Origin of the sequence: Curtobacterium sp. VKM Ac-2887, assembly GCF_015350935.1 — a bacterium.
Taxonomy (GTDB): Bacteria; Actinomycetota; Actinomycetes; order Actinomycetales; family Microbacteriaceae; genus Curtobacterium.
This window is the reverse complement of sequence record NZ_JADKSB010000025.1, coordinates 14,471-33,482: the sequence shown is the minus strand read 5'-3', so window position 1 is coordinate 33,482 and position 19,012 is coordinate 14,471. Positions and strand designations below refer to the sequence as shown.

Annotated in this window: 20 protein-coding genes; 7 read left to right on the top strand and 13 right to left on the bottom strand. The window is 71.7% G+C overall.

Features of this window, described 5'->3' with window-relative positions; genetic code table 11:
- Positions 1–127: 127 nt before the first annotated feature.
- From ITJ69_RS18585 to ITJ69_RS18575, 3 genes are read right to left on the bottom strand one after another with little or no spacing between them, the layout of a single operon-like run.
- The gene (locus ITJ69_RS18585) at positions 128–1,108 is read right to left on the bottom strand and encodes an SURF1 family protein (protein WP_194673633.1); all 981 of its coding nucleotides are present in this window, start codon (positions 1,106–1,108) and stop codon (positions 128–130) included.
- On the bottom strand, positions 1,105–1,413 hold the full coding sequence (locus tag ITJ69_RS18580; RefSeq protein ID WP_374114431.1) for a hypothetical protein: 309 nt from the start codon (positions 1,411–1,413) through the stop codon (positions 1,105–1,107). Before ITJ69_RS18580 ends, ITJ69_RS18585 begins: the two co-directional genes overlap by 4 nt.
- Positions 1,413–1,835 (bottom strand): DUF3099 domain-containing protein, encoded by a 423-nt coding sequence (locus ITJ69_RS18575; protein WP_194673632.1) that lies wholly within the window; start codon positions 1,833–1,835, stop codon positions 1,413–1,415. Before ITJ69_RS18575 ends, ITJ69_RS18580 begins: the two co-directional genes overlap by 1 nt.
- Before the next feature lie 165 nt (positions 1,836–2,000).
- Here ITJ69_RS18575 and fabG point away from each other — a divergent pair, with 165 nt between their 5' ends.
- Positions 2,001–2,714 carry a 3-oxoacyl-ACP reductase FabG gene (fabG, locus tag ITJ69_RS18570; protein WP_027465673.1) on the top strand — a complete coding sequence of 238 codons (714 nt, stop codon included), beginning with the start codon at positions 2,001–2,003 and terminating at the stop codon, positions 2,712–2,714.
- Positions 2,715–2,841: 127 nt separating this feature from the next.
- On the opposite strand, the gene serB is transcribed toward fabG, so the two are convergent.
- Positions 2,842–3,480, bottom strand: a complete 639-nt coding sequence (gene serB / locus ITJ69_RS18565) for a phosphoserine phosphatase SerB (RefSeq protein ID WP_111083977.1) — start codon at positions 3,478–3,480, stop codon at positions 2,842–2,844.
- 99 nt (positions 3,481–3,579) lie between these two features.
- Positions 3,580–4,821 (bottom strand): glucose-1-phosphate adenylyltransferase, encoded by a 1,242-nt coding sequence (gene glgC, locus ITJ69_RS18560; RefSeq protein ID WP_123294454.1) that lies wholly within the window; start codon positions 4,819–4,821, stop codon positions 3,580–3,582.
- 47 nt (positions 4,822–4,868) lie between these two features.
- On the opposite strand from glgC, the gene glgA reads away from it, so the two are divergent.
- The 3 genes from glgA to ITJ69_RS18545 all read left to right on the top strand — a co-directional run bounded on the left by glgA (position 4,869) and on the right by ITJ69_RS18545 (position 7,217).
- Complete coding sequence (glgA, locus tag ITJ69_RS18555) at positions 4,869–6,068, top strand: glycogen synthase (protein ID WP_123339671.1); 1,200 nt, start codon at positions 4,869–4,871, stop codon at positions 6,066–6,068.
- 9 nt (positions 6,069–6,077) lie between these two features.
- A complete protein-coding gene (locus ITJ69_RS18550; protein ID WP_111083979.1) occupies positions 6,078–6,860 on the top strand; it encodes an ABC transporter ATP-binding protein in 783 nt (260 codons plus the stop codon).
- Positions 6,861–6,968: 108 nt separating this feature from the next.
- Positions 6,969–7,217: a type B 50S ribosomal protein L31 gene (locus ITJ69_RS18545; RefSeq protein WP_017887280.1), complete on the top strand. Its 249-nt coding sequence runs from the start codon at positions 6,969–6,971 to the stop codon at positions 7,215–7,217.
- A gap of 76 nt (positions 7,218–7,293) precedes the next feature.
- On the opposite strand, the gene ITJ69_RS18540 is transcribed toward ITJ69_RS18545, so the two are convergent.
- Both ITJ69_RS18540 and treS read right to left on the bottom strand, forming a co-directional pair.
- Positions 7,294–8,037, bottom strand: coding sequence for a 3'-5' exonuclease (locus ITJ69_RS18540; RefSeq protein WP_159571295.1), 744 nt, complete (start codon positions 8,035–8,037; stop codon positions 7,294–7,296).
- 58 nt (positions 8,038–8,095) lie between these two features.
- Positions 8,096–9,805 (bottom strand): maltose alpha-D-glucosyltransferase, encoded by a 1,710-nt coding sequence (treS, locus tag ITJ69_RS18535; RefSeq protein ID WP_159571253.1) that lies wholly within the window; start codon positions 9,803–9,805, stop codon positions 8,096–8,098.
- Positions 9,806–9,918: 113 nt separating this feature from the next.
- Between treS and ITJ69_RS18530 the strand changes: the two genes are divergently transcribed.
- Entirely contained in the window at positions 9,919–10,920 is a 1,002-nt protein-coding gene (locus tag ITJ69_RS18530; RefSeq protein WP_194673631.1) for an alpha/beta fold hydrolase, read from the top strand.
- A gap of 5 nt (positions 10,921–10,925) precedes the next feature.
- Positions 10,926–11,999, top strand: coding sequence for a glycosyltransferase (locus ITJ69_RS18525; protein WP_194673635.1), 1,074 nt, complete (start codon positions 10,926–10,928; stop codon positions 11,997–11,999).
- A gap of 105 nt (positions 12,000–12,104) precedes the next feature.
- On the opposite strand, the gene ITJ69_RS18520 is transcribed toward ITJ69_RS18525, so the two are convergent.
- The 3 genes from ITJ69_RS18520 to ITJ69_RS18510 all read right to left on the bottom strand — a co-directional run bounded on the left by ITJ69_RS18520 (position 12,105) and on the right by ITJ69_RS18510 (position 14,432).
- Positions 12,105–12,845 carry a hypothetical protein gene (locus ITJ69_RS18520; RefSeq protein ID WP_194673630.1) on the bottom strand — a complete coding sequence of 247 codons (741 nt, stop codon included), beginning with the start codon at positions 12,843–12,845 and terminating at the stop codon, positions 12,105–12,107.
- 106 nt (positions 12,846–12,951) lie between these two features.
- The gene (locus ITJ69_RS18515) at positions 12,952–13,590 is read right to left on the bottom strand and encodes a histidine phosphatase family protein (protein WP_194673629.1); all 639 of its coding nucleotides are present in this window, start codon (positions 13,588–13,590) and stop codon (positions 12,952–12,954) included.
- The gene (locus tag ITJ69_RS18510) at positions 13,587–14,432 is read right to left on the bottom strand and encodes a Sir2 family NAD-dependent protein deacetylase (RefSeq protein ID WP_228506135.1); all 846 of its coding nucleotides are present in this window, start codon (positions 14,430–14,432) and stop codon (positions 13,587–13,589) included. The genes ITJ69_RS18515 and ITJ69_RS18510 overlap by 4 nt, the downstream gene beginning before the upstream one ends.
- A gap of 266 nt (positions 14,433–14,698) precedes the next feature.
- Between ITJ69_RS18510 and ITJ69_RS18505 the strand changes: the two genes are divergently transcribed.
- A complete protein-coding gene (locus ITJ69_RS18505) occupies positions 14,699–15,517 on the top strand; it encodes a TrmH family RNA methyltransferase (RefSeq protein WP_131847417.1) in 819 nt (272 codons plus the stop codon).
- Positions 15,518–15,552: 35 nt separating this feature from the next.
- On the opposite strand, the gene ITJ69_RS18500 is transcribed toward ITJ69_RS18505, so the two are convergent.
- From ITJ69_RS18500 to ITJ69_RS18490, 3 genes are read right to left on the bottom strand one after another with little or no spacing between them, the layout of a single operon-like run.
- On the bottom strand, positions 15,553–17,133 hold the full coding sequence (locus tag ITJ69_RS18500) for an AtzH-like domain-containing protein (RefSeq protein ID WP_194673627.1): 1,581 nt from the start codon (positions 17,131–17,133) through the stop codon (positions 15,553–15,555).
- On the bottom strand, positions 17,130–18,233 hold the full coding sequence (locus tag ITJ69_RS18495; protein WP_228506123.1) for an acetamidase/formamidase family protein: 1,104 nt from the start codon (positions 18,231–18,233) through the stop codon (positions 17,130–17,132). Before ITJ69_RS18495 ends, ITJ69_RS18500 begins: the two co-directional genes overlap by 4 nt.
- Positions 18,230–18,922, bottom strand: a complete 693-nt coding sequence (locus tag ITJ69_RS18490) for a FadR/GntR family transcriptional regulator (protein WP_194673625.1) — start codon at positions 18,920–18,922, stop codon at positions 18,230–18,232. Before ITJ69_RS18490 ends, ITJ69_RS18495 begins: the two co-directional genes overlap by 4 nt.
- Positions 18,923–19,012 lie beyond the last annotated feature (90 nt).

Here is a 19,012-nt window from a genome sequence, read left to right as displayed (position 1 = left end):
CCGGGTTCGCCGTCCGGTGCGGCGTTGTGGGCTGGGTGCGCGCTTGCAGTGGGGCACGGTGCGCGGAAGCGCGCACGGGGTCACGAGGTGCGCACGGTGCGCCGACGCGCGCACACAAGCGCGCGCGTCAGCGGCGGGACGCGATCAGGTCGTCCTCGATCTCGGCGTCGGTCTTCGGCTTGGCGTCCTTGCGGCGCTGCCGCTCCTGGGCGCGCTCGCGTTCCTCCGGGTCGTCCTGGTTGAGGTTCCGGTACTCCTGCACCATCACGTACGCCAGGAACCCGAAGCCGCCGGCCGCGAACAGGAACCACTGGATGAAGTAGCTCAGGTGCAGGCCGGTGTCGGCGGTGGGACGCTCCCAGCCGAGCGGGCGTGCCTCGGTCGGGGCGGGGGACTCGGAGGCGAGCTCGCCGTACGCACCCGTCCAGATCGGGGTGTCGACCTTCTTCGCGACGTCGGCCAGTGTCACCGACTGCACCTGGTCCGTGTGCGCGGGGTCGGTACGGCCGGGGATCCGGGGCTCGCTCTGCTGCAGCCGGACGATCGCCGTGACCTCGCCCGACGGGGGAGCGGGCACGTGGTCGGGGGCGTCCTGCGCGTTGCCGGTGGGGACCCAGCCGCGGTCGACGATGAACGCCCGGCCGTCGTCGGTGACCAGGGGGGTGAGGACCTCGAAGCCGGGCTGGCCGTTGTGCACGCGGTTGCGGACGAGCAGCTGCGCGTCGATGTCGTAGCGGCCGGTCACGGAGACGCGGAGCCACTCCTGCTCGTCCTGCCAACTCGACGCCGTCGGCAGCGCCTGGTCGAGGGGGACCGGGGTGTGGTCGTAGTTCTGGGCGACCTGCTCGTTCTGGCGCACCGCTTCGTTGCGGCGGTCCCACTGCCACATGCCGAACAGGGCGCAGACGATCGCGAAGGCCACGGCGATCGCGAAGTACCCGAGCCAGCGGCGACTGCGGACGAAGTGCCAACCGACGAAGGGCTCGTCCGGGTCCTGGGTGGGGCGTTCGCCGTCCGGCACGGAGCGACGGGCGTGGTCGGCGGCGCGCTGCAGCTTGGCAGCGTGCTTCCGGCCGTACCGGGAGTGCGGGTCGAAGTCGTCGGTCATCGACCGGTGCCGGTGGAGCGCACCCCGACGTCGTTCTTCGGCGACGAGGCCGGATCGCGTTCGTCGTCGAGCCGGTCGACGTCCTCGTGCATGCCGGTGACGCGCACCGGGAAGGTGCGGGACCGCAGGTAGTCGGCGAGGAAGTCGCGGTGCTCCTCGCACGCGGCCCAGATCTTCACGCGGTCGGCGGAGTGGATCCGGGGGTTGCGCCAGTTCACCCGCCACGCTGCCGTGTTGGAGCAGCCGGCTCGGGAGCAGACGGGGGTCGAGCCCGGTTCGGTGTGCAGGTCGAAGGTCGCGCCCATCAGCGGGGTCCCCACATCTTCGAGCGGTCGCCGTTGCGCTGCCACTCGTCCTGCGCGTGCTGGGCCTGCTGCCGGAGGCGGTCCTGCTCGTCGCGGTAGGCCTGGGCCCGGTCCTCTTCCTGCTGCTCGCGGAGGCCGGGGTCGACCGCGTCGTAGAGCTGCATCCCACCCGCGGGCGAGATCATGTCGCTCTCGGTCCGGCTGCCGGCGTTCGCGACGATCACGGCGACCCAGGGGATCACGGCGGCGAGGACGATCGGCACGACGGCGATCCAGGAGTGCCAGATGGAGTAGACGAGCACGGCCACGACGAAGAGGACGACGCGGATCGCCATCTGCCACACGTAGCGGGACAGGCGGTGCGCCCGGTCCAGCTCCGGCGAATCCGGGAGCGTGGTGATGCTGGTGTGCGTGCTCTTCATACAGATGGTCTCCGTCTACCCGTGGTCCAGCCTAAGCCTCCGGGGCCGATCGTGGGTGCGCCGCGCGCGAACGGGCTGCGGTGCTGGCTCCGCTACGCTCGTCCGGGCGTGTCCGCCGACCCGTCGGCACGACACGACCGCACACCACCACCGAACGGAGCGACCATGAGCACCCCCCGTACCGTCCTGATCACCGGCGGCAACCGCGGCATCGGCCACGCCCTCGCCGAGCGTTTCGTCGCCGCCGGGCACCGCGTCGCGGTCACGTCGCGCAGCGGACAGGGCGGACCCGAAGGGGCCCTCACCGTGCAGGCCGACATCACCGACACGGCCTCGGTGGACGCCGCCTTCACGCAGGTCGAGGCCGAGCTCGGACCGATCGAGGTGCTCGTGGCCAACGCCGGCATCACGAACGACCAGCTGCTGCTCCGCATGTCCGAGGACGACTTCACGAGCGTCGTCGACACCAACCTGACCGGCACGTTCCGGGTCGTGAAGCGCGCCACCAAGGGCATGATGAAGGCGAAGTTCGGCCGCATCGTGCTCATGTCGAGCGTCGTCGGCGCCTACGGCCAGATCGGCCAGGTCAACTACGCGTCGTCGAAGGCCGCCCTGGTCGGCATGGCCCGGTCGATCACCCGTGAGCTCGGCTCGCGCGGCATCACCGCCAACGTCGTCGCGCCCGGGTTCATCCAGACCGACATGACGGCCGCGCTGTCCGACGAGCTGCAGGCCGAGTTCAAGAAGGCGATCCCGGCGGCCCGCTACGGCACGGTCGACGACGTCGCCGACGCCACGCTGTTCCTGGCGAGCGACGGGGCCGGCTACGTCTCCGGCGCGATCATCCCGGTCGACGGCGGCCTCGGCATGGGCCACTAGCCAGCCCGCCCGGCGCCCCCGGCTCGGCCTGCCAGGCCCGAGTCTCGGGCTGAGCGACACTGCTCGGGCCGCGCGGGCCGAGCAGTGTCGCCGTGCGCGAGGCTCGGCTGCGAGGAGCGGCGGAGCGTCAGCCGCGCAGGCCGAGCGTCGCGAGCACAGCGGACAGGTCGCGGTCCACGACGGCGACGTCCGCCTGCTCCCGCACGCGCGGCTTCGCGTCGAACGCCACCGACAGGGCGGCGACGCGCATCATCTCGAGGTCGTTCGCCCCGTCGCCGATCGCGACGGTGCGGACCGCGTCCACGCCGTCGGCCTCGGCCCACTCGCGCAGGGCGACGGCCTTGGCGTGCGCGTCCACGACGTCGCCGAGCACACGTCCGGTCAGCACGCCGTCGGCCACCTCGAGTCGGTTCGCCCGGCAGTGGTCGAGACCGAGCTGCTCGGCGAACGGGTCGAGGACCTCGTGGAAGCCGCCGGACACGACACCGACGGTCCCACCGGCGGCGTGCACGCCGCGGACGAGTTGGTCGGCACCCCGCGTCACGCGGACCGCCTGCTGTGCGCGTCGGAAGACGTCGACCGGGAGGCCCGCAAGGGTCGCGACACGCTCCCGGAGGCTCTCGGCGAAGTCGATCTCCCCGCGCATGGCGCGCTCCGTGATCGCCGCGACCTGTGGCCGGGTCCCGGCGGTGTCAGCGAGGAGTTCGATCACCTCGTCCTCGAGGAGGGTGGAATCGGCATCGAGGACGACGAGGAAGCGGGGCACGGACCAACGGTACCGACAGACGGAGGCACGGCCCGCGTCCGTGACGCGAGCCGTGCCTCCTGTCCGTCCGTTCGTCGGTGTCGACGCGACCGGCCGACGCTACGCGTCGACGCGGACGCCCTTGCCGACCACGGTGATGCCCGACTCGGTCACGGTGAAGCCGCGGGCCTCGTCGGCCTCACGGTCGATGCCGACCTGCGCTCCTGGCGCGATGACGACGTCCTTGTCCAGGATCGCCCGGTTCACGACCGAACCGGCGCCGATCGTCGCCCGCTCGAAGACGATCGAGTCGAGGACCTTCGCGCCGGAGTCGATCCCGCACCACGGGCCGATCATGCTGCGTTCGACCTGTGCGCCCGACACCAGGCAGCCGAGCGACACGAGCGAGTCGACCGTCGAACCGGTGTTGCCGTTGGCGTCCCGCACGAACTTCGCCGGCGGCAGGTTCGTCTGCTGGTTGAAGATCGGCCAGTCCTGGTTGTACAGGTTGAAGACCGGCACCGGGGCGATGAGGTCCATGTGCGCGTCGAAGAACGAGTCGATCGTCCCCACGTCGCGCCAGTAGTACTTGTCACGGTCGGTGGACCCGGGGACCTCGTTGCGCTGCAGGTCGTAGACCCCGGCGTCGCCGCGGTCCACGAAGTCGGGGACGATGTCGCCGCCCATGTCGTGCGCGGACGACTCGACCTGGCCGTCGCGGAGCACCGCGTCGACGAGGGCGTCCGCGTTGAACACGTAGTTGCCCATCGAGGCGAGGACCTCGCCGGGGGAGTCAGCGAGCCCGACCGGGTTCTTCGGCTTCTCGAGGAAGGCGTCGATCTTCGTCGGGTCGTCGGCGTCCACCTGGATGACGCCGAACTGGTCGGCGAGCTCGATGGGCTGACGGATCGCCGCGACGGTGGCGCTGCGACCCGAGGCGATGTGCGCCTCGACCATCTGGTGGAAGTCCATCCGGTACACGTGATCGGCGCCGACCACGACGACGATGTCGGGACGCTCGTCGCGGAGCAGGTTGAGCGACTGCAGGATCGCGTCGGCCGAACCGGCGAACCAGCGCTTGCCGAGTCGCTGCTGCGCGGGGACCGACGCCACGTAGGACCCGAGCAGGCCCTCCATGCGCCAGGTCTCGGCGACGTGCCGGTCGAGACTGTGCGACTTGTACTGGGTGAGGACGACGATCTTCTGCAGACCGGAGTTCACCAGGTTCGACAGCGCGAAGTCGATGAGACGGAAGTTCCCGCCGAACGGGACTGCGGGCTTCGCCCGGTCGGCCGTGAGTGGCATGAGCCGTTTCCCCTCGCCGCCAGCGAGCACGATGCCGAAGACCTTCTTTGGTGCCATGCCGCTCACAGTAGGCGTCAGCACTGGGAACCGGTTACGTTGATCCAGTGCGAGTCGATCTGCTGACCAGGGAGTATCCGCCGGAGGTCTACGGCGGTGCGGGTGTCCACGTGTCCGAACTCACCGCTGCGCTGCGGTCGGGGACGGACACCGACGTCCGTGTCCGGGCGTTCGGGGCCTTCCGCGACGAAGCCGACGTCTGGGGGTACCGCACGCCGGCCGGCCTCGAGCAGGCGAACGGCGCGCTGCAGGCGCTCGGTACCGACGTGGCCATCGCCGCCGACGTCGAGGGCGCCGACCTCGTGCACTCGCACACCTGGTACGCGAACTCGGCGGGCCGGATCGCGCAGTTGACCTACGGGATCCCCCACGTCGTCACGGCGCACAGCCTCGAGCCGCTCCGCCCGTGGAAGGCCGAGCAGCTCGGCGGCGGCTACCGCCTGTCGAGCTGGATGGAGCGCGAGGCGTTCGAGAACGCCGACGGCGTCATCGCGGTGTCGAAGGCCATGCGCGCCGACATCCTGCGCTCGTACCCGTCGATCGACCCGGCGAAGGTGCACGTCGTCTACAACGGCATCGACATCGACGCCTGGAAGCCGCAGGTCGACGAGGACGCCGTCCGCGCCCTCGGCATCGACCCGTCGCGCCCCAGCGTCGTCTTCGTCGGTCGCATCACCCGGCAGAAGGGCCTGCCCTACCTGCTCCGTGCCGTGGCGTCGCTCCCCGAGGACGTCCAGATCGTGCTGTGCGCCGGTGCCCCGGACACCCCGGAGATCCTCGCCGAGGTCACCGGGCTGGTCGAGGGCCTGCGCGAGCAGCGCGAGGGCGTCGTCTGGATCGACCGGATGCTCGCGCACGAGGAGATCGTGAACGTGCTGTCCTCGGGCACCGTGTTCGTGTGCCCGTCGATCTACGAACCGCTCGGCATCGTGAACCTCGAGGCCATGGCGTGCGGCATCCCCGTCGTCGGCACCGGCACCGGGGGCATCCCCGAGGTCGTCGCGGACGGCTTCACCGGTCGCATCGTGCCGATCGACCAGGCGCAGGACGGCACGGGCACCCCGACCGACCCCGACAAGTACGTGGCGGACCTGGCCGCGACCCTCAACGAGGTACTCGCCGACGAGGGGCTCGCGAAGCTCATGGGCCGCGCCGGACGCCTGCGCGTCGAGTCCGAGTTCACCTGGGACGCGATCGCCACGAGGACACGGCAGGTCTACGACGAGGTGCTCGGCCGGAACCCGTAGGCTGGTCGCATGCCCTCGGTCGTGCGCTTGTCAGACGTCTCCGTGGTCCGCAACGGGGCCACCATCCTCGACTCGATCTCGTGGGGGGTGCAGGACGACGAACGCTGGGTCGTGCTCGGCGCGAACGGCGCCGGCAAGACCACGCTGCTGCAGGTCGCCGGTGCCCAGACGTTCCCGACCTCGGGTGACGTCGAGGTGCTCGGCACCGAGCTGGGCGGCGCCGACCTGTTCGAGCTCCGCCCGCGCATCGGCTTCGCGTCGACCGCCCTGGCCCGTCGCATCCCGGTGACCGAGAAGGTCATCGACGTCGTGCTGACGGCCGCGTACTCGGTCACGGGTCGCTGGAACGAGGAGTACGAGGAGCTCGACGTCCGCCGTGCCCAGCGCGTGCTCGAGGAGTGGGGCCTGGGGTCGTTCACCGACCGCACCTTCGGCGAGCTGAGCGACGGCGAGCAGAAGCGCGTCCAGATCGCCCGTGCCGTCATGACCGACCCGGAGATCCTGTTCCTGGACGAACCGGCCGCCTCGCTCGACCTCGGTGCCCGTGAGAGCCTCGTCCGCACCCTCGGCGGCTACGCCCAGAGCGCCGACTCGCCGGCCATCGTGATCGTCACCCACCACGTCGAGGAGATCCCCGCCGGGTTCACCCACGCGCTGGTGCTCGCCGACGGCCACGTGCAGGCCGCCGGGCCCATCGACGAGGTCCTGACCGACCAGACCCTGACCGAAGCGTTCGGCATCGCGCTGTCCGTCACGAAGGACGCCGGTCGGTACACGGCGCGCGCGTCCTAGCGCTGCGATCGCGCCGTCCGTCTGGTAACGTTGACGGCTGGCGCAAGCCGATGACTTCCCGCGCATCTCGCGCAATCCCACCACCGCTACCGCTATCGAGGAAACTCCATGAAGACCGACACCCACCCCGAGTACCGCGCCATCGTCTTCCGTGACCTGGCCTCCGGTGAGACCTTCCTGACGCGTTCGACCGCGAACAGCGACAAGACGATCGAGCTCGACGGTGCCACCTACCCGGTGATCGACGTCGAGATCTCGTCCGCTTCGCACCCGTTCTACACGGGCAAGCAGCGCATCCTCGACTCGGCCGGTCGCGTCGAGAAGTTCAACCAGCGCTTCAAGGGCTTCTCCAAGTAGTCCTTCGGCAACAGCAGAACGGGCGGTCCTCCTTCGGGAGGACCGCCCGTTCTGCGTCGTGCGGCCGGTGCGCGGGTCAGGCGCCGTTGCGGTGCGGCCAGCGACCGTCGGCGGTGAAGGACGGGTCGCGCTTCTTGCGCATGTACTCCTGGAACGAGGTCGCCTGCTCGGCGCACCACCCGACCTGCTTGCGGTGGAGTTCCTCTGCCGAGATGCCGAGCTCGTCCTGGTACTTGGCGGCGATGGCCTGGGCGACCCGACCTGCGGCGATGGCGTCGGCGCCGGCGTCGTGTGCGTCGTCGAGGGTGACGCCGTACAGCTCGGACGCCGCCTCGAGCGTGCGCTTGCCCTTCCGGAAGGTGTCGAGGGCCTTGTCGATCACGAGCGGATCGACGACGTTGCCGATGACGGGGGAGGCGAACCCGTGCCGCTTTGCCTCGCGGTCGAGGACCGTCAGGTCGTACGGGGCGTTGTAGATCACCAGCGGGATGCCGCGGGCGAACACCGCCTCGATCGCGGCGATGATCTCGGCGACGACCTCGGCCGCGGGACGCCCTTCGGCCTGGGCACGCTCGGTGGTGTAGCCGTGCACGGCCGCGGCGCCCTCGGGGATCGCGATGCCCGGGTCGGCGATCCACGCACCCTCGGCGATGGAGGCACCCGTCATGTCGATGAGGCCGACGTGCGCCGTGACGATCCGCGCCGTCTCGACGTCGACACCGGTGGTCTCGAGGTCGAAGACGCCGAGGGCGTGCCACCAGGGGCGTCCGGAGAGGTCCTGCGCCGGGGCGGGCGTGTCGAGCTGTGCTGTCGGATCCAGCTGTGCTGTGGGGAACGTCACGCGGTCAGGCTAACGGGACGCACCGACACGACCGGTGCTACCCGACCGGCGCGCCGACGTGCAGCCAGTAGAACGACTGCGTCCCGAGGGTCAGCGTGACGGTGCCGTCCTCGTCGAACGCGGGGAACGAACCGCCGCCGAACAGGTCGTAGAGCGGCCGACCGGCGAACTCGGGAGCCGACACGGTGACCGACGTCGGGTTCGTGGCGAACGAGAACACGCACAGCACGTCCTCCGCCGACGGCCCGAACTGCTGGCCGGATCCCTCCCACGAGCGCACGAACGCGAGCACCGACTCGTTCGAGGTCTCCTGCACGTGCAGGGCCCCGAGCCCGAACACCGGGTGGGCCTTCCGCACGTGGATGACGTTGCGCACCCAGTGCAGCAGGGAGCGGGACTGGGCGAGCTGCGCCTCGACGTTGACCTGCGCGTAGTTGTACACGAGCGACTGCACCACGGGCAGGTAGAGCTTGCCCGGATCTGCCGTGGAGAACCCGGCGTTGCGGTCGGGGGTCCACTGCATCGGCGTGCGGGACGAGTCGCGGTCGGGCAGCCAGATGTTGTCGCCCATCCCGATCTCGTCGCCGTAGTACAGGAACGGCGAGCCCGGCAGCGAGAACAGCAGCGCGTGGATGAGTTCGAGTTCGGCACGCGAGTTGTCGAGCAGGGGAGCGAGCCGGCGCCGGATGCCGATGTTCGAGCGCATCCGGGGGTCGTAGCCGTACCAGCCGTACATGGCCTGCCGGTACTCCTCGCTGACCATCTCGAGCGTGAGCTCGTCGTGGTTGCGGAGGAACACGCCCCAGGCCGCAGCGGACGGCACGTCGAGCGTCTCCGACAGGATCGCCGACAGCTCCTTGGCGTGCTGGGCACGGAGCGAGTAGAAGATGCGGGGCATCACCGGGAAGTCGAACGCCATGTGGCACTCGGGCTCCTCGTCGGTGCCGAAGAAGGCGGCGGTCTCGCGCGGCCACTGGTTCGCCTCGGCGAGCAGGACACGGCCGGGGTACTCGTCGTCCACCATCGCGCGCATCTTCTTGATGAACTCATGGGTCTCCGGTTCGCCCTCGCCGTTGCCCTCTTCGGACTCGAACAGGTACGGGATCGCGTCGAGCCGCAGACCGTCGACACCGAGGTCGAGCCAGTGCCGCACGACGTCGTACACGGCCTCGACCACGGCGGGGTTCTCGAAGTTCAGGTCGGGCTGGTGCGAGAAGAACCGGTGGAAGAAGAACTGCCGCCGGACCGGGTCGAACGTCCAGTTCGACTCCTCGGTGTCGACGAAGATCACCCGGATGTTCGGGTACTCCTCGTCGGTGTCCCGCCAGACGTAGAAGTCACCGAAGGGGCCGTCGGGGTCCTCGCGGGACTGCTGGAACCACTCGTGCTGGTCGCTGGTGTGGTTGATCACCATGTCGATGACGATGCGCATGTTGCGCTCGTGCGACTTCGTGACGAGCTCGCGGAAGTCGTCGAGCGTGCCGAACTCCGGCAGGATCGCCTTGTAGTCGGCGATGTCGTACCCGCCGTCGCGCATCGGCGACTGGAAGAACGGCGGCAGCCACAGGGCGTCGACGCCGAGCCACTGCAGGTAGTCGAGCTTGCCGATCACGCCCTGCAGGTCACCGATCCCGTCGCCGTTCGAATCGACGAACGAGCGGATCATGCACTCGTAGAAGACCGAGCGCTTGTACCACTGCGGGTCGAGCGTCAGGCCGGGCAGCTGGATCGGGGCTGTGAAGGTCACCGTGCTCCTCGTCGTCATCGACGGGCCCGTCGACGGCCCGCCCCGGACACGATAGGCGCGCGATGCTGCGGGTGTCCGGGGTTTCGTGCGGTTGTCTTCGTAGACTGGCACCGATGCAACCGCCCGTGCTCTCCCCGTACCAGTCGCTCATGGCCGCCACTCCGGTGGTCCACCGGTCCGTGCAGGTCGACGGCCGAACCACGCACTACTGGGAGTACGGGCCGTCCGACGCGACGCAGACCGTCCTGGCGGTGCACGGGTTCCGCGGCGACCACCACGGCCTCGAGACGATCGCCGCGCACCTGCAGGACGTCCGCGTGATCGTGCCCGACCTGCCCGGCTTCGGCGTGTCCGACCCGTTGCCGGTGTCGGACATCGAGTCGTACGTCGGCTGGCTGCGCGCGTTCCACGAGGCGCTCGGGCTCGGCCGCGACGCCGTCGTCCTCGGCCACTCGTTCGGGTCGATCGTGGTGTCCGCCACCGTGGCCGCCGGGCTCGACACCCGGCTGCTCGTCCTCGTGAACCCGATCGCCGCGCCGGCGCTGCAGGGGCCCCGTGCGGTGGGCACCGGGATCGCGATCGGCTACTACAAGGCCGGCGCGGTGCTGCCGAAGCCGATCGGGCTCGGGATCCTGCGGAACGCCGCCATCGTGCGGGTGATGAGCATCGCGATGCTCAAGTCGCACGACCGCGGGATGCGCCGCTGGGTGCACGACCAGCACGACCGGTACTTCTCGGCCTTCGCGAACCGCACGAGCGTGCTCGAGGCGTTCCGGACCTCGGTCACCCACGACGTGTCCGAATACGCGGACCGCATCGACGTGCCGGTGCTGATGATCGCCGCGGAGCACGACGACATCACGGCCGTCCCCGAGCAGCGCGCCCTGGCCGCCCGCCTCCGCGATGCCGAACTCGTGGTCATCCCCGGGGTCGGGCACCTGGTGCACTACGAGACACCGGCACCGGCCGCTGCGGCGGTGCTGCGCCGGATGGCGGACACGGCCGCGCGCCCTGGACGGGGCCGCGGCACCAAGGCAGGCCGATCGTCGGGCGCGGGACGGGCCTCCCGGACGAGCGCGACGAAGGCCAGCGCGACCGAGGAGGCCGACGCGTGACGCGCCTGTGGATCGGCATCGACTGCCGCTACGTCCGGATCGGCCGCCACGACGGCATCAGCCGGTTCACCGCCGGGGTCGCCTGGAACCTGCCCGACCGGCACGACGCCGTGCTGCTCGTCCACGACGAGCGCCAGCTCGAGTCCCTGCCGCGCGACCTGCCGTGGGAGCTGCTGCCGGCGCCCACCGACGCGGGGGAGCCGCTCGTCGCCCGGCGGGTGAACCGGCTCGGCCTCGACGCCGTGTTCTCGCCGATGCAGACGATGGGTTCGCGGGGGCGCGACTACGCACTCGTGCTCACCCTGCACGACCTGATCTACTACCGGAACCGGACGCCTCCGCGCGAGTTCTCGTGGCCGCTCCGGCTCGGGTGGCGCGCGTTCCACCTGTCGTGGGTGCCGCAGCGCGTCCTGCTGAACGGTGCCGACGCGGTGGTCACGGTGTCCGCGACCACCGCGGGGCTCATCGCCGAGCACCGGCTGACGAAGCGTCCGGTGACGGTGGCGTACAACGCTGCCGACCCGGCGACTCCGCGTGCGGCGGGTGCGCCGCGGAAGCGCTCGCTCGTCTACATGGGCTCGTTCATGCCGTACAAGAACGTGGAGACGCTGGCGGCCGCGCTACCCCTCCTCGGAGCGGACTGGACCCTGCACTGCATGTCGCGGGTGTCCGACGCCGACCGCGCACGGATCGAGGGGCTCGCGCCGGCTGGCTCGATCGTGTTCCACGACGGTTCGACCGACGAGGAGTACCTGTCGGTGCTCCGATCCGCGACGGCCCTGGCGACGGCATCGTACGACGAGGGTTTCGGCATCCCGCTGGTCGAGGCGATGGGCGTCGGGACCCCGGTCGTGGTGAGCGACATCCCGATCTTCCGCGAGATCGGGGGCGATGCGGCCGAGTACTTCGACCCGGCGTCGCCGTCGGCGGTGGCGGCTGCGGTGCGGCGGCTCGAGGAGCGGTGGGACGAGGCCTCGGCGCAGTCGGTCGAGCGGGCCGCGCGGTTCCGGTGGCAGGACTCGGCGGAGCAGGTCGTGCGGGCGGTCGAGCGGGCCGTGGCCGACCGGCGCGCGCGGTAGCGGGGGCGCGGGGGCGGGGCGCGGGGGCGGAGCGCGCGCACGCGGTTTGCGACAGACCACGCGTCGATCGACTCGTGGATTGACGCAGAACGCGCACGGGTCGTGCTACTTCGCCGCGACCACCTCGACGCTCGCCCCGGGGAACACTTTGTGCGTCTCCTCGGTCACCCGCGCCACGATCGGCGGGACGGCGGCCCCTCGCCCCGGGGTCTCGACGACGATCGACTGGTCGGCGGCGCGGTCCGACGGGGTGCCACCGCGTTCCCACGAGCAGCGGACGGCCGTGACCCCGCCGATGTGGTCGAGCGTGTCCGCCAGCACCAGGCGCTTCGCGCTCACCGTGCGCGAGTCGGAGACGCCCACCTCGAGGGCGCCGAGGTCGGCGATCGCGACGACCCGGACGCCGTTGCCACCGGCCGAGTCGGTCGCGCGGCTCAGCGTCTCGACCAGGTCGGTGCGCGCGGCAGGGTCGAGCGACGGGTCGGCCGTGATCGTCGCGGTGGCGTCGTAGCTCGCGAAGCCGGTCTTCTCGGCCGGGTGGTGGCGGACCTCGGTCACGCCCGGCACGTCGGCGAGCCGGTCGTCGAGGCGGTCGAGTGCCAGGTCCGGCCGGGGGAACACGCCGCCGATGCCGGTCTGCACGCTGCCGATGATGGTTCCGAGCACGAGGGCGATCACCCCGGCGACCACGACGGTGCTGCCGCCGATGACGAGCCAGGTGCGTGCCCGTTGCCCCATCGTGCGGGTCTGCACGCTGGCGGTCTCGAGGCCGAAGGCACGGTCGAGGTCGTCGTCCTGCTGGTCAGTGGCTTGCCAGCCACCCGGGTCGGTTCCGTCGGTCACCATGTCGCCCCCTGGTTCGGGTGCGTCGGAGCCTAGTCGCAGGACGGCCGCGCCGCCCGCGCACTGTGGTGCGGGAGCCGCTCGGCGCCCCGTCCGCGCAGGGCGCTCCTCAGCCCCGGCGTTCCAGCGGGTTCTGGTAGTCGAACGCGTACCGCCCGGGCCCGTCCGAGACGTCGTCGATCGGGTCGTCGAAGCGGACGAGCTCCGCGTGGAAGCGTTCGGGGTCCCAGCGGAACGAGTGGATCGAGCCGTTGCGGATCGGGGTGGCGTGCCGGTCGGCGGTGCCGGGCGCCGCCTCGTTGACCACGCTCCGGATCACCGCGCCGTGGGTGGCGACGACCACGACCCCGCCGTCGAAGCGCACCGCGATCTCACCGAGCGTCTCCGTGATGCGGGCGAGCAGCGCGGACCGGGATTCGCGGCCAGGGATGTCGTCGTGCGGGTACTCCGCCGTGACCTCGGTGTCGGTGAGCCCCTCGGCTTCGCCGTAGGAGCGTTCGGCCAGCCCGGCGTACGTCACGGGTGCCGCGAGCCCGAGCCGGTCGGCGATGATCGCCCCGGTCTCGGCGGCGCGGGACAGCGGCGAGGCGACGACGGCGTCGAACTGTCGGCGGGTGAGGAGTTCGGCGGCCTCGGTGGCCTGTCGCCGTCCGGTGTCGTTGAGCGGGATGTCGGTGGAACCCTGGATGCGGCGCTGCGCGTTCCAGTCGGTCTCACCGTGCCGGACCAGGTACAGGAGCGTCGTCACCCGTCGATCATCCCAGACGCCGCGGGACCGAGCCGCTCGGCCAGGTGTACCAGCGTCTCGGTCGTCCCGCCATCGAGCTTCACGGCGGCACGGCGGTCGCTGCGGGTCGCACCGCGGTTCACGATGACCACCGGGTTCTTGCGGCGGGCAGCGTGGTCGACGAGCCGCACGCCGGAGTTCACCGTCAGCGACGACCCCACCACGAGCAGCGCCTCGGCGTCGGCGACGATCGACACCGCCTCGTGGAACTTCTCGGTGGGCACGAACTCGCCGAAGAAGACGACGTCGGGCTTGAGCATCCCGCCGCACACCGAGCAGTCCGGCACCACGAAGCGCTCGACGTCGGTGATCTCGACGTCGCCGTCGGGTTGGAGCTGCACCGAACCGGGCTCGTCGATCCACGGGTTGGCATGGTCGATGGTCGTGGCGAGGTCGGCGCGGGAGAACACCTGCCCGCACGTCAGGCAGAGGGCGCGGTCCATCGACCCGTGGATCTCGACCACGCGGCGGGACCCGGCGCGCAGGTGCAGGCCGTCGACGTTCTGCGTGATGACGCCGGTGACGACACCGGCGTCCTCGAGGGCGGCGAGCGCCCGGTGCCCCTCGTTCGGTCGGGCCGCGGCGAAGCTCCGCCAGCCGAGGTGCGAGCCGGCCCAGTACCGCTGCCGTTTGGCGGCGTCGGCGCGGAACTCCTGGAAGGTCATCGGCTTGCGCACGACCCGCCCGGCGCCGCGGTAGTCGGGGATGCCGGAGTCGGTGCTCAGGCCGGCGCCGGAGAGCACGGCAACGCGCTTGCCGGCGAGCACCTCGAGCACGCGGTCGAGGTCCGCCGCGGTCGGCAGACCGGTCGGCTGACCGGTCGGCGCCCCGGTGGGCGGTCCGGTCGTCGACGCAGCATCATCCAGCACCCTGTTCACGGTACCCTCAACAGCCGACCGTCCCGGTCGCTTCCCAGCCGCCACGCCAGCCGCGACACCGGCCGGCACGCCAGCCGCGACACCGGCCGGCACGCCAGCCGCGACACCGGCCGGCACGCCAGCCGCGACACCGGCCAGCACGCAAGCCACGACACCGACCGGCGCCCACGAACGACCCCGAAACGAGCCCCGTGCACCCCGTCCGCATCGACTCCCTCGACGACCCCCGCCTCGACGACTTCGCCCGTCTGACCGACGTGGCACTCCGCCGGGTGAGCGAACCGGAGGGCGGCCTGTACATCGCCGAGTCGAACACGGTCATCGAGCGCGCGGTCCGTGCCGGGCACACCCCGCGGAGCATCCTGGTGCAGGAGAAGTGGCTCGACAGCGTGCTGCCCCTGGTCGCCGACCACGATGGTCCGGTCTTCGTGGGCCCGGACGCCCTGCTGGAGGAGCTCACCGGTTTCCGCATGCACCGTGGCGCGATCGCCGCCGTGCAGCGCCCCGAGCTGCCGACGGTCGCCGACGTGGTGCGGGACGCGAAGCTCGTCGTCGTGCTCGAGGACATCGTCGACCACACGAACGTCGGTGCCGTCTTCCGCAGCGTCGCCGGCCTGGGCGCGGACGCGGTCCTCGTGAGCCCGCGCTGCGCCGACCCGCTGTACCGCCGGAGCGTCCGGGTGAGCATGGGCACGGTCCTGCAGATCCCGTGGACCCGCATCGGCGAGTGGCCGGCGGCGGGCGAGGAACTGCGCGCGCAGGGCTTCCACCTCGCCGCGATGGCGCTCACCGACGAGTCGGTCGACCTCGCCGAGTTCACCCGGGACGTCCCCGGCAAGGTCGCGCTCGTCATGGGCACCGAGGGGCAGGGGCTGACGCCCGCCGCGATCGCGTCGGCCGACACCACGGTGCGGATCCCGATGGCGCACGGTGTCGACTCGCTGAACATCGCCGCGGCGAGCGCCGTCGGGCTGTGGGCGGTCACCCAGGCCCAGCGGCTCGCCTCCTAGCCACGCCACGGGCGGACCGGGAGGCCCGGCTCGCCTCAGCGCTGCAGCATCCGTCCGGCGCGGATCACCAGGGCACGGTCGGTGCCTGGTTCGCCGACCAGGCACACGCCGACGGGGGCTCCGTCGACGGTGAGTGCCGGTGCGCTGACCGCCGGTGTGCCGCCGACGCTCGCGAGGCTCGTCATCGCCGTCGTCGCGGTCCGGGTGCGTTCGAGTGCCGCCGTGTCGGCGGCGAGGAGCGGTGCCGGCCCGGGGACCGTCGGGAACAGCAGGGTCCGGCCGGCGAGGGCCGTGCGGATCGTCGCCCGGACGTCGTCGAGTCGTGCGACGGCGTCGGCGGTGGCTGCGGGGTCGTTCGCCCGGGCGGCGGCGAACCGGTCGCCGACGACGGTGCTCAGGGCGCCGGGGTGGGCGTCGATCCAGGCACCGTGGGCGGCGACGGCCTCGGCGGCCTGCACGAGGCGCAGCAGTTCGCGCAGGTCGTCGAGGGGCGGGATCCCGAGGTCGGCGAGCTGCACGGTGCCGATCGGTCGGCCGTGCCCTGCGACGAACGCGGTGAAGGCCTCGGCGACGGCCGGCTCGACGAGGTCCAGGAGCTCGGCGGGGACGAGGAGCTCCGGCTCCGCAGGAGCGTCCGGATCCGACGGCACCGTGGCGTCGAGCGCCGCGAGCAGGACGTCGGCGCTCCGGGTGAGCCACCCCACCGTGTCGAACGACGGTGCGAGGGGGAGCAGCCCTTTGCGGGAGACCGTGCCGTGGGTCGTCCGGAGGCCCCAGAGTCCCTGGTACGAGGCGGGGACCCGCACCGATCCCGCGGTGTCCGTGCCGATCCCGATCTCGGCCGTGCCGAGACGGACGGCCGATGCGGATCCGCTGGACGAGCCTCCTGGCAGTCGGGTCGGGACCGCCCCGTTGGGTGGGGTGCCGTGGTGTTCGTTGCGTCCCGTCAGGTTGTAGGCGAACTCGTCGGTGCGCGCGATGCCGCGGACCGCGGCGCCGGCGTCGAGGAGCGCCGCGACGGCCGCTGCCGGCGTCGCCTGGACGGGGGACTCGCGCAGGTACGTCGGGTTGCCGCCGCCGACGGGCTGGCCGGGGACGGCGTACAGGTCCTTCACCGCGACGGTGAGCCCGTCGAGCGGTCCGGACGCGGTGGGGGCGACGAGCGGGTCGCCGACGGCGCGCCAGACGGTGGTGTCGAAGGCCTTCGGGCGGCCGGTGACGTGGGCTGCCTCGATGCGCCAGCGCGGCGCGGCGTCGCCGTGGTCGCTGTCGCTGTCGCGTCGCCACAGCTGCGTCTGGAGGCCCTGCCCGCCCGCCGCGAACTCGGACACCGACACGACGAGGGCGAGTCCCTCGGCCAGGGGGCGGACCTCGACGCGCGACAGCGACCGGGCCAGGACACCACCCCGTGCACCGCGGAACGCGCTGATCGCGTCGTGCCCGACGAGCAGGCCGCGGTCGTCACCGCGCATCGTGCCGGGGGCGTCGACGAACGCGGCGTCGAGCGCGTCGAGGTCGTTCGCGGCGAGGGCGGCCTCGTACGCGTCGAGCGCGTCGAGCAAGCCCTCCGGTGCCGCGGTGCTCGTCTCGTGCGTGCTCGTCTCGTGCGGGCTCATCGTGCGGGCTCCTCGAAGTCGGCCTTGCGGATGCGGGCGTGCGCGCCGGTGACCAGGTCGACCACCTGCGAGATGTTGAAGTCCGTCGCCGCCGACAGGTAGGCGTACGCCAGGTGCGGCTCCATGCCCCAGCGGGCACCGAGGATCGCGACCGCGTGCCGGACACAGGCGCGGACGGCCTCGTCGAGGTCCGGGTCCATGCCCGTCGGCACGAGGAACTCGTGGGTCTCGACGAGCGGCCAGACCAGGTCGCCGAACTGCTGCGCGGCCTCGGCGGCGGGTGTCACGTCGAACCGGACGGTCGCGCGGAGCGACGCCTCCATCGCGGTGAGCGCGACCTCGCCGTCCCCCTGCGCGAAGTGCGGGTCACCGACGTACGCGAGCGCGCCGGGGACCAGGACCGGCAGGTGCAGCTGCGCGCCGACCTGCAGCAGGTTCACGTCGACGTTGCCGCCGTGCCGGCCCGGCGGCACCGAGTGCAGCCGCTCGCCGGGGGTGGCGACGCCCATGATCCCGAGGAAGGGGGCGAGCGGGAAGTGCGCGAAGCGGTCGCGGGCGCCGGTCAGGGGGATGCGGCCCCGCTGACCCACGGCCGTGTCGACCACGTCGGCGAAGACGCTGACCGTGGTGCCGTCGACCGGGTACTCGCCGTGCAGGGCGCCGCGGCCGTGCCGGTTCGACACGACGCCGTAGTGCACCCGTGGCAGTGTCTCGAGCACCGTCATGGTCAGGACGTCGCCCGGCTCGGCGCCCGCGATGGCGATCGGACCGGAGACGACGTGCGGGCCGTCGGTGGCAGGGTCCCGGTGGCCGCTCCTGGCGATCGCGACGGCGTCGTCCAGGACGTGCTCCCCGGCGACGCCGTGCGACGCGAAGTACGCGCGGGGGTCACTGCCCTGGTCGGGCAGGATCCCCTCGTGGCTGACGGTGTCGATCGTGACGTCCTCACCGGACGCGATCGTGATGACCGGGCGGTCGTCGGCGTTCGGCAGCCGACCCCACAGGACCGTGTCCGGGTCGACGGGCAGGTAGCGGTCGGACCGGATCGGGCCGGCGCCGGGCTGCAGGGTCGGGATCGCGGGGGTGTGTGTGGTCATCATCGGTCGGCCTTCCGTTCGACGAGGTGGGCGACGTCGGCGAGGTGGGCGGTCATCGCGTCACGGGCGCCGTCCTCGTCGTGCCGTCGGATGCAGTCGAGGATCCGTTCGTGCCAGAAGAACGACGAGCGGCGACCTTCGCTGGTGCTGTGCGACCGGGCACGGACGTCCTGCACCCACCCGCTGCTGAGCTCGCACAGGGACACCAGCAACGGGTTGCCGGAGGTGCGCGCGACCTGCACGTGGAAGGCGACGTCCTGTGCCAGCGACTCCTCGGGACTGAGTCCCGCGTGCGTGGCGGCGAGGATGCGTTCGAGGGCGAGCAGGTCCGCTTCGCCGGCACGGACGGCGGCGAGACCGGCGACCCGGGGTTCGACCACCGTGCGGAACTCGGCGACGTGCTCGGCCCGCCGTGCCAGGTCGTCGCCGTGCGCTGCGCCCGTCTGCTGTTCGAGCAGGGCGGTCGCCTCCTCGGAGCGCGGCAGCACGACGGTGCCACGGCCGGGTGTCCGGGAGACGAGTCTGCGGCGCTCGAGCTCCTGCATGGCCTCACGCACCGTGGTGCGGGACACGGCGAGGTCCTCGGCCAGGGTCCGTTCCGGCGGGAGCTTGTCGCCGGGTGCCAGGTCCTCGAGCACCAGGCGGGCCAGGTGCGCGGCGGTCGCGGCGCTCAGGGTGCGGCCTCTCTGCATGGACAGGAGCCTACGGTCATTGGTCCGCTTGGTTCATTGGTACGACCAACTTTTACACGCTCGTCACACGTGGCGTCCGAGTCGGAAACA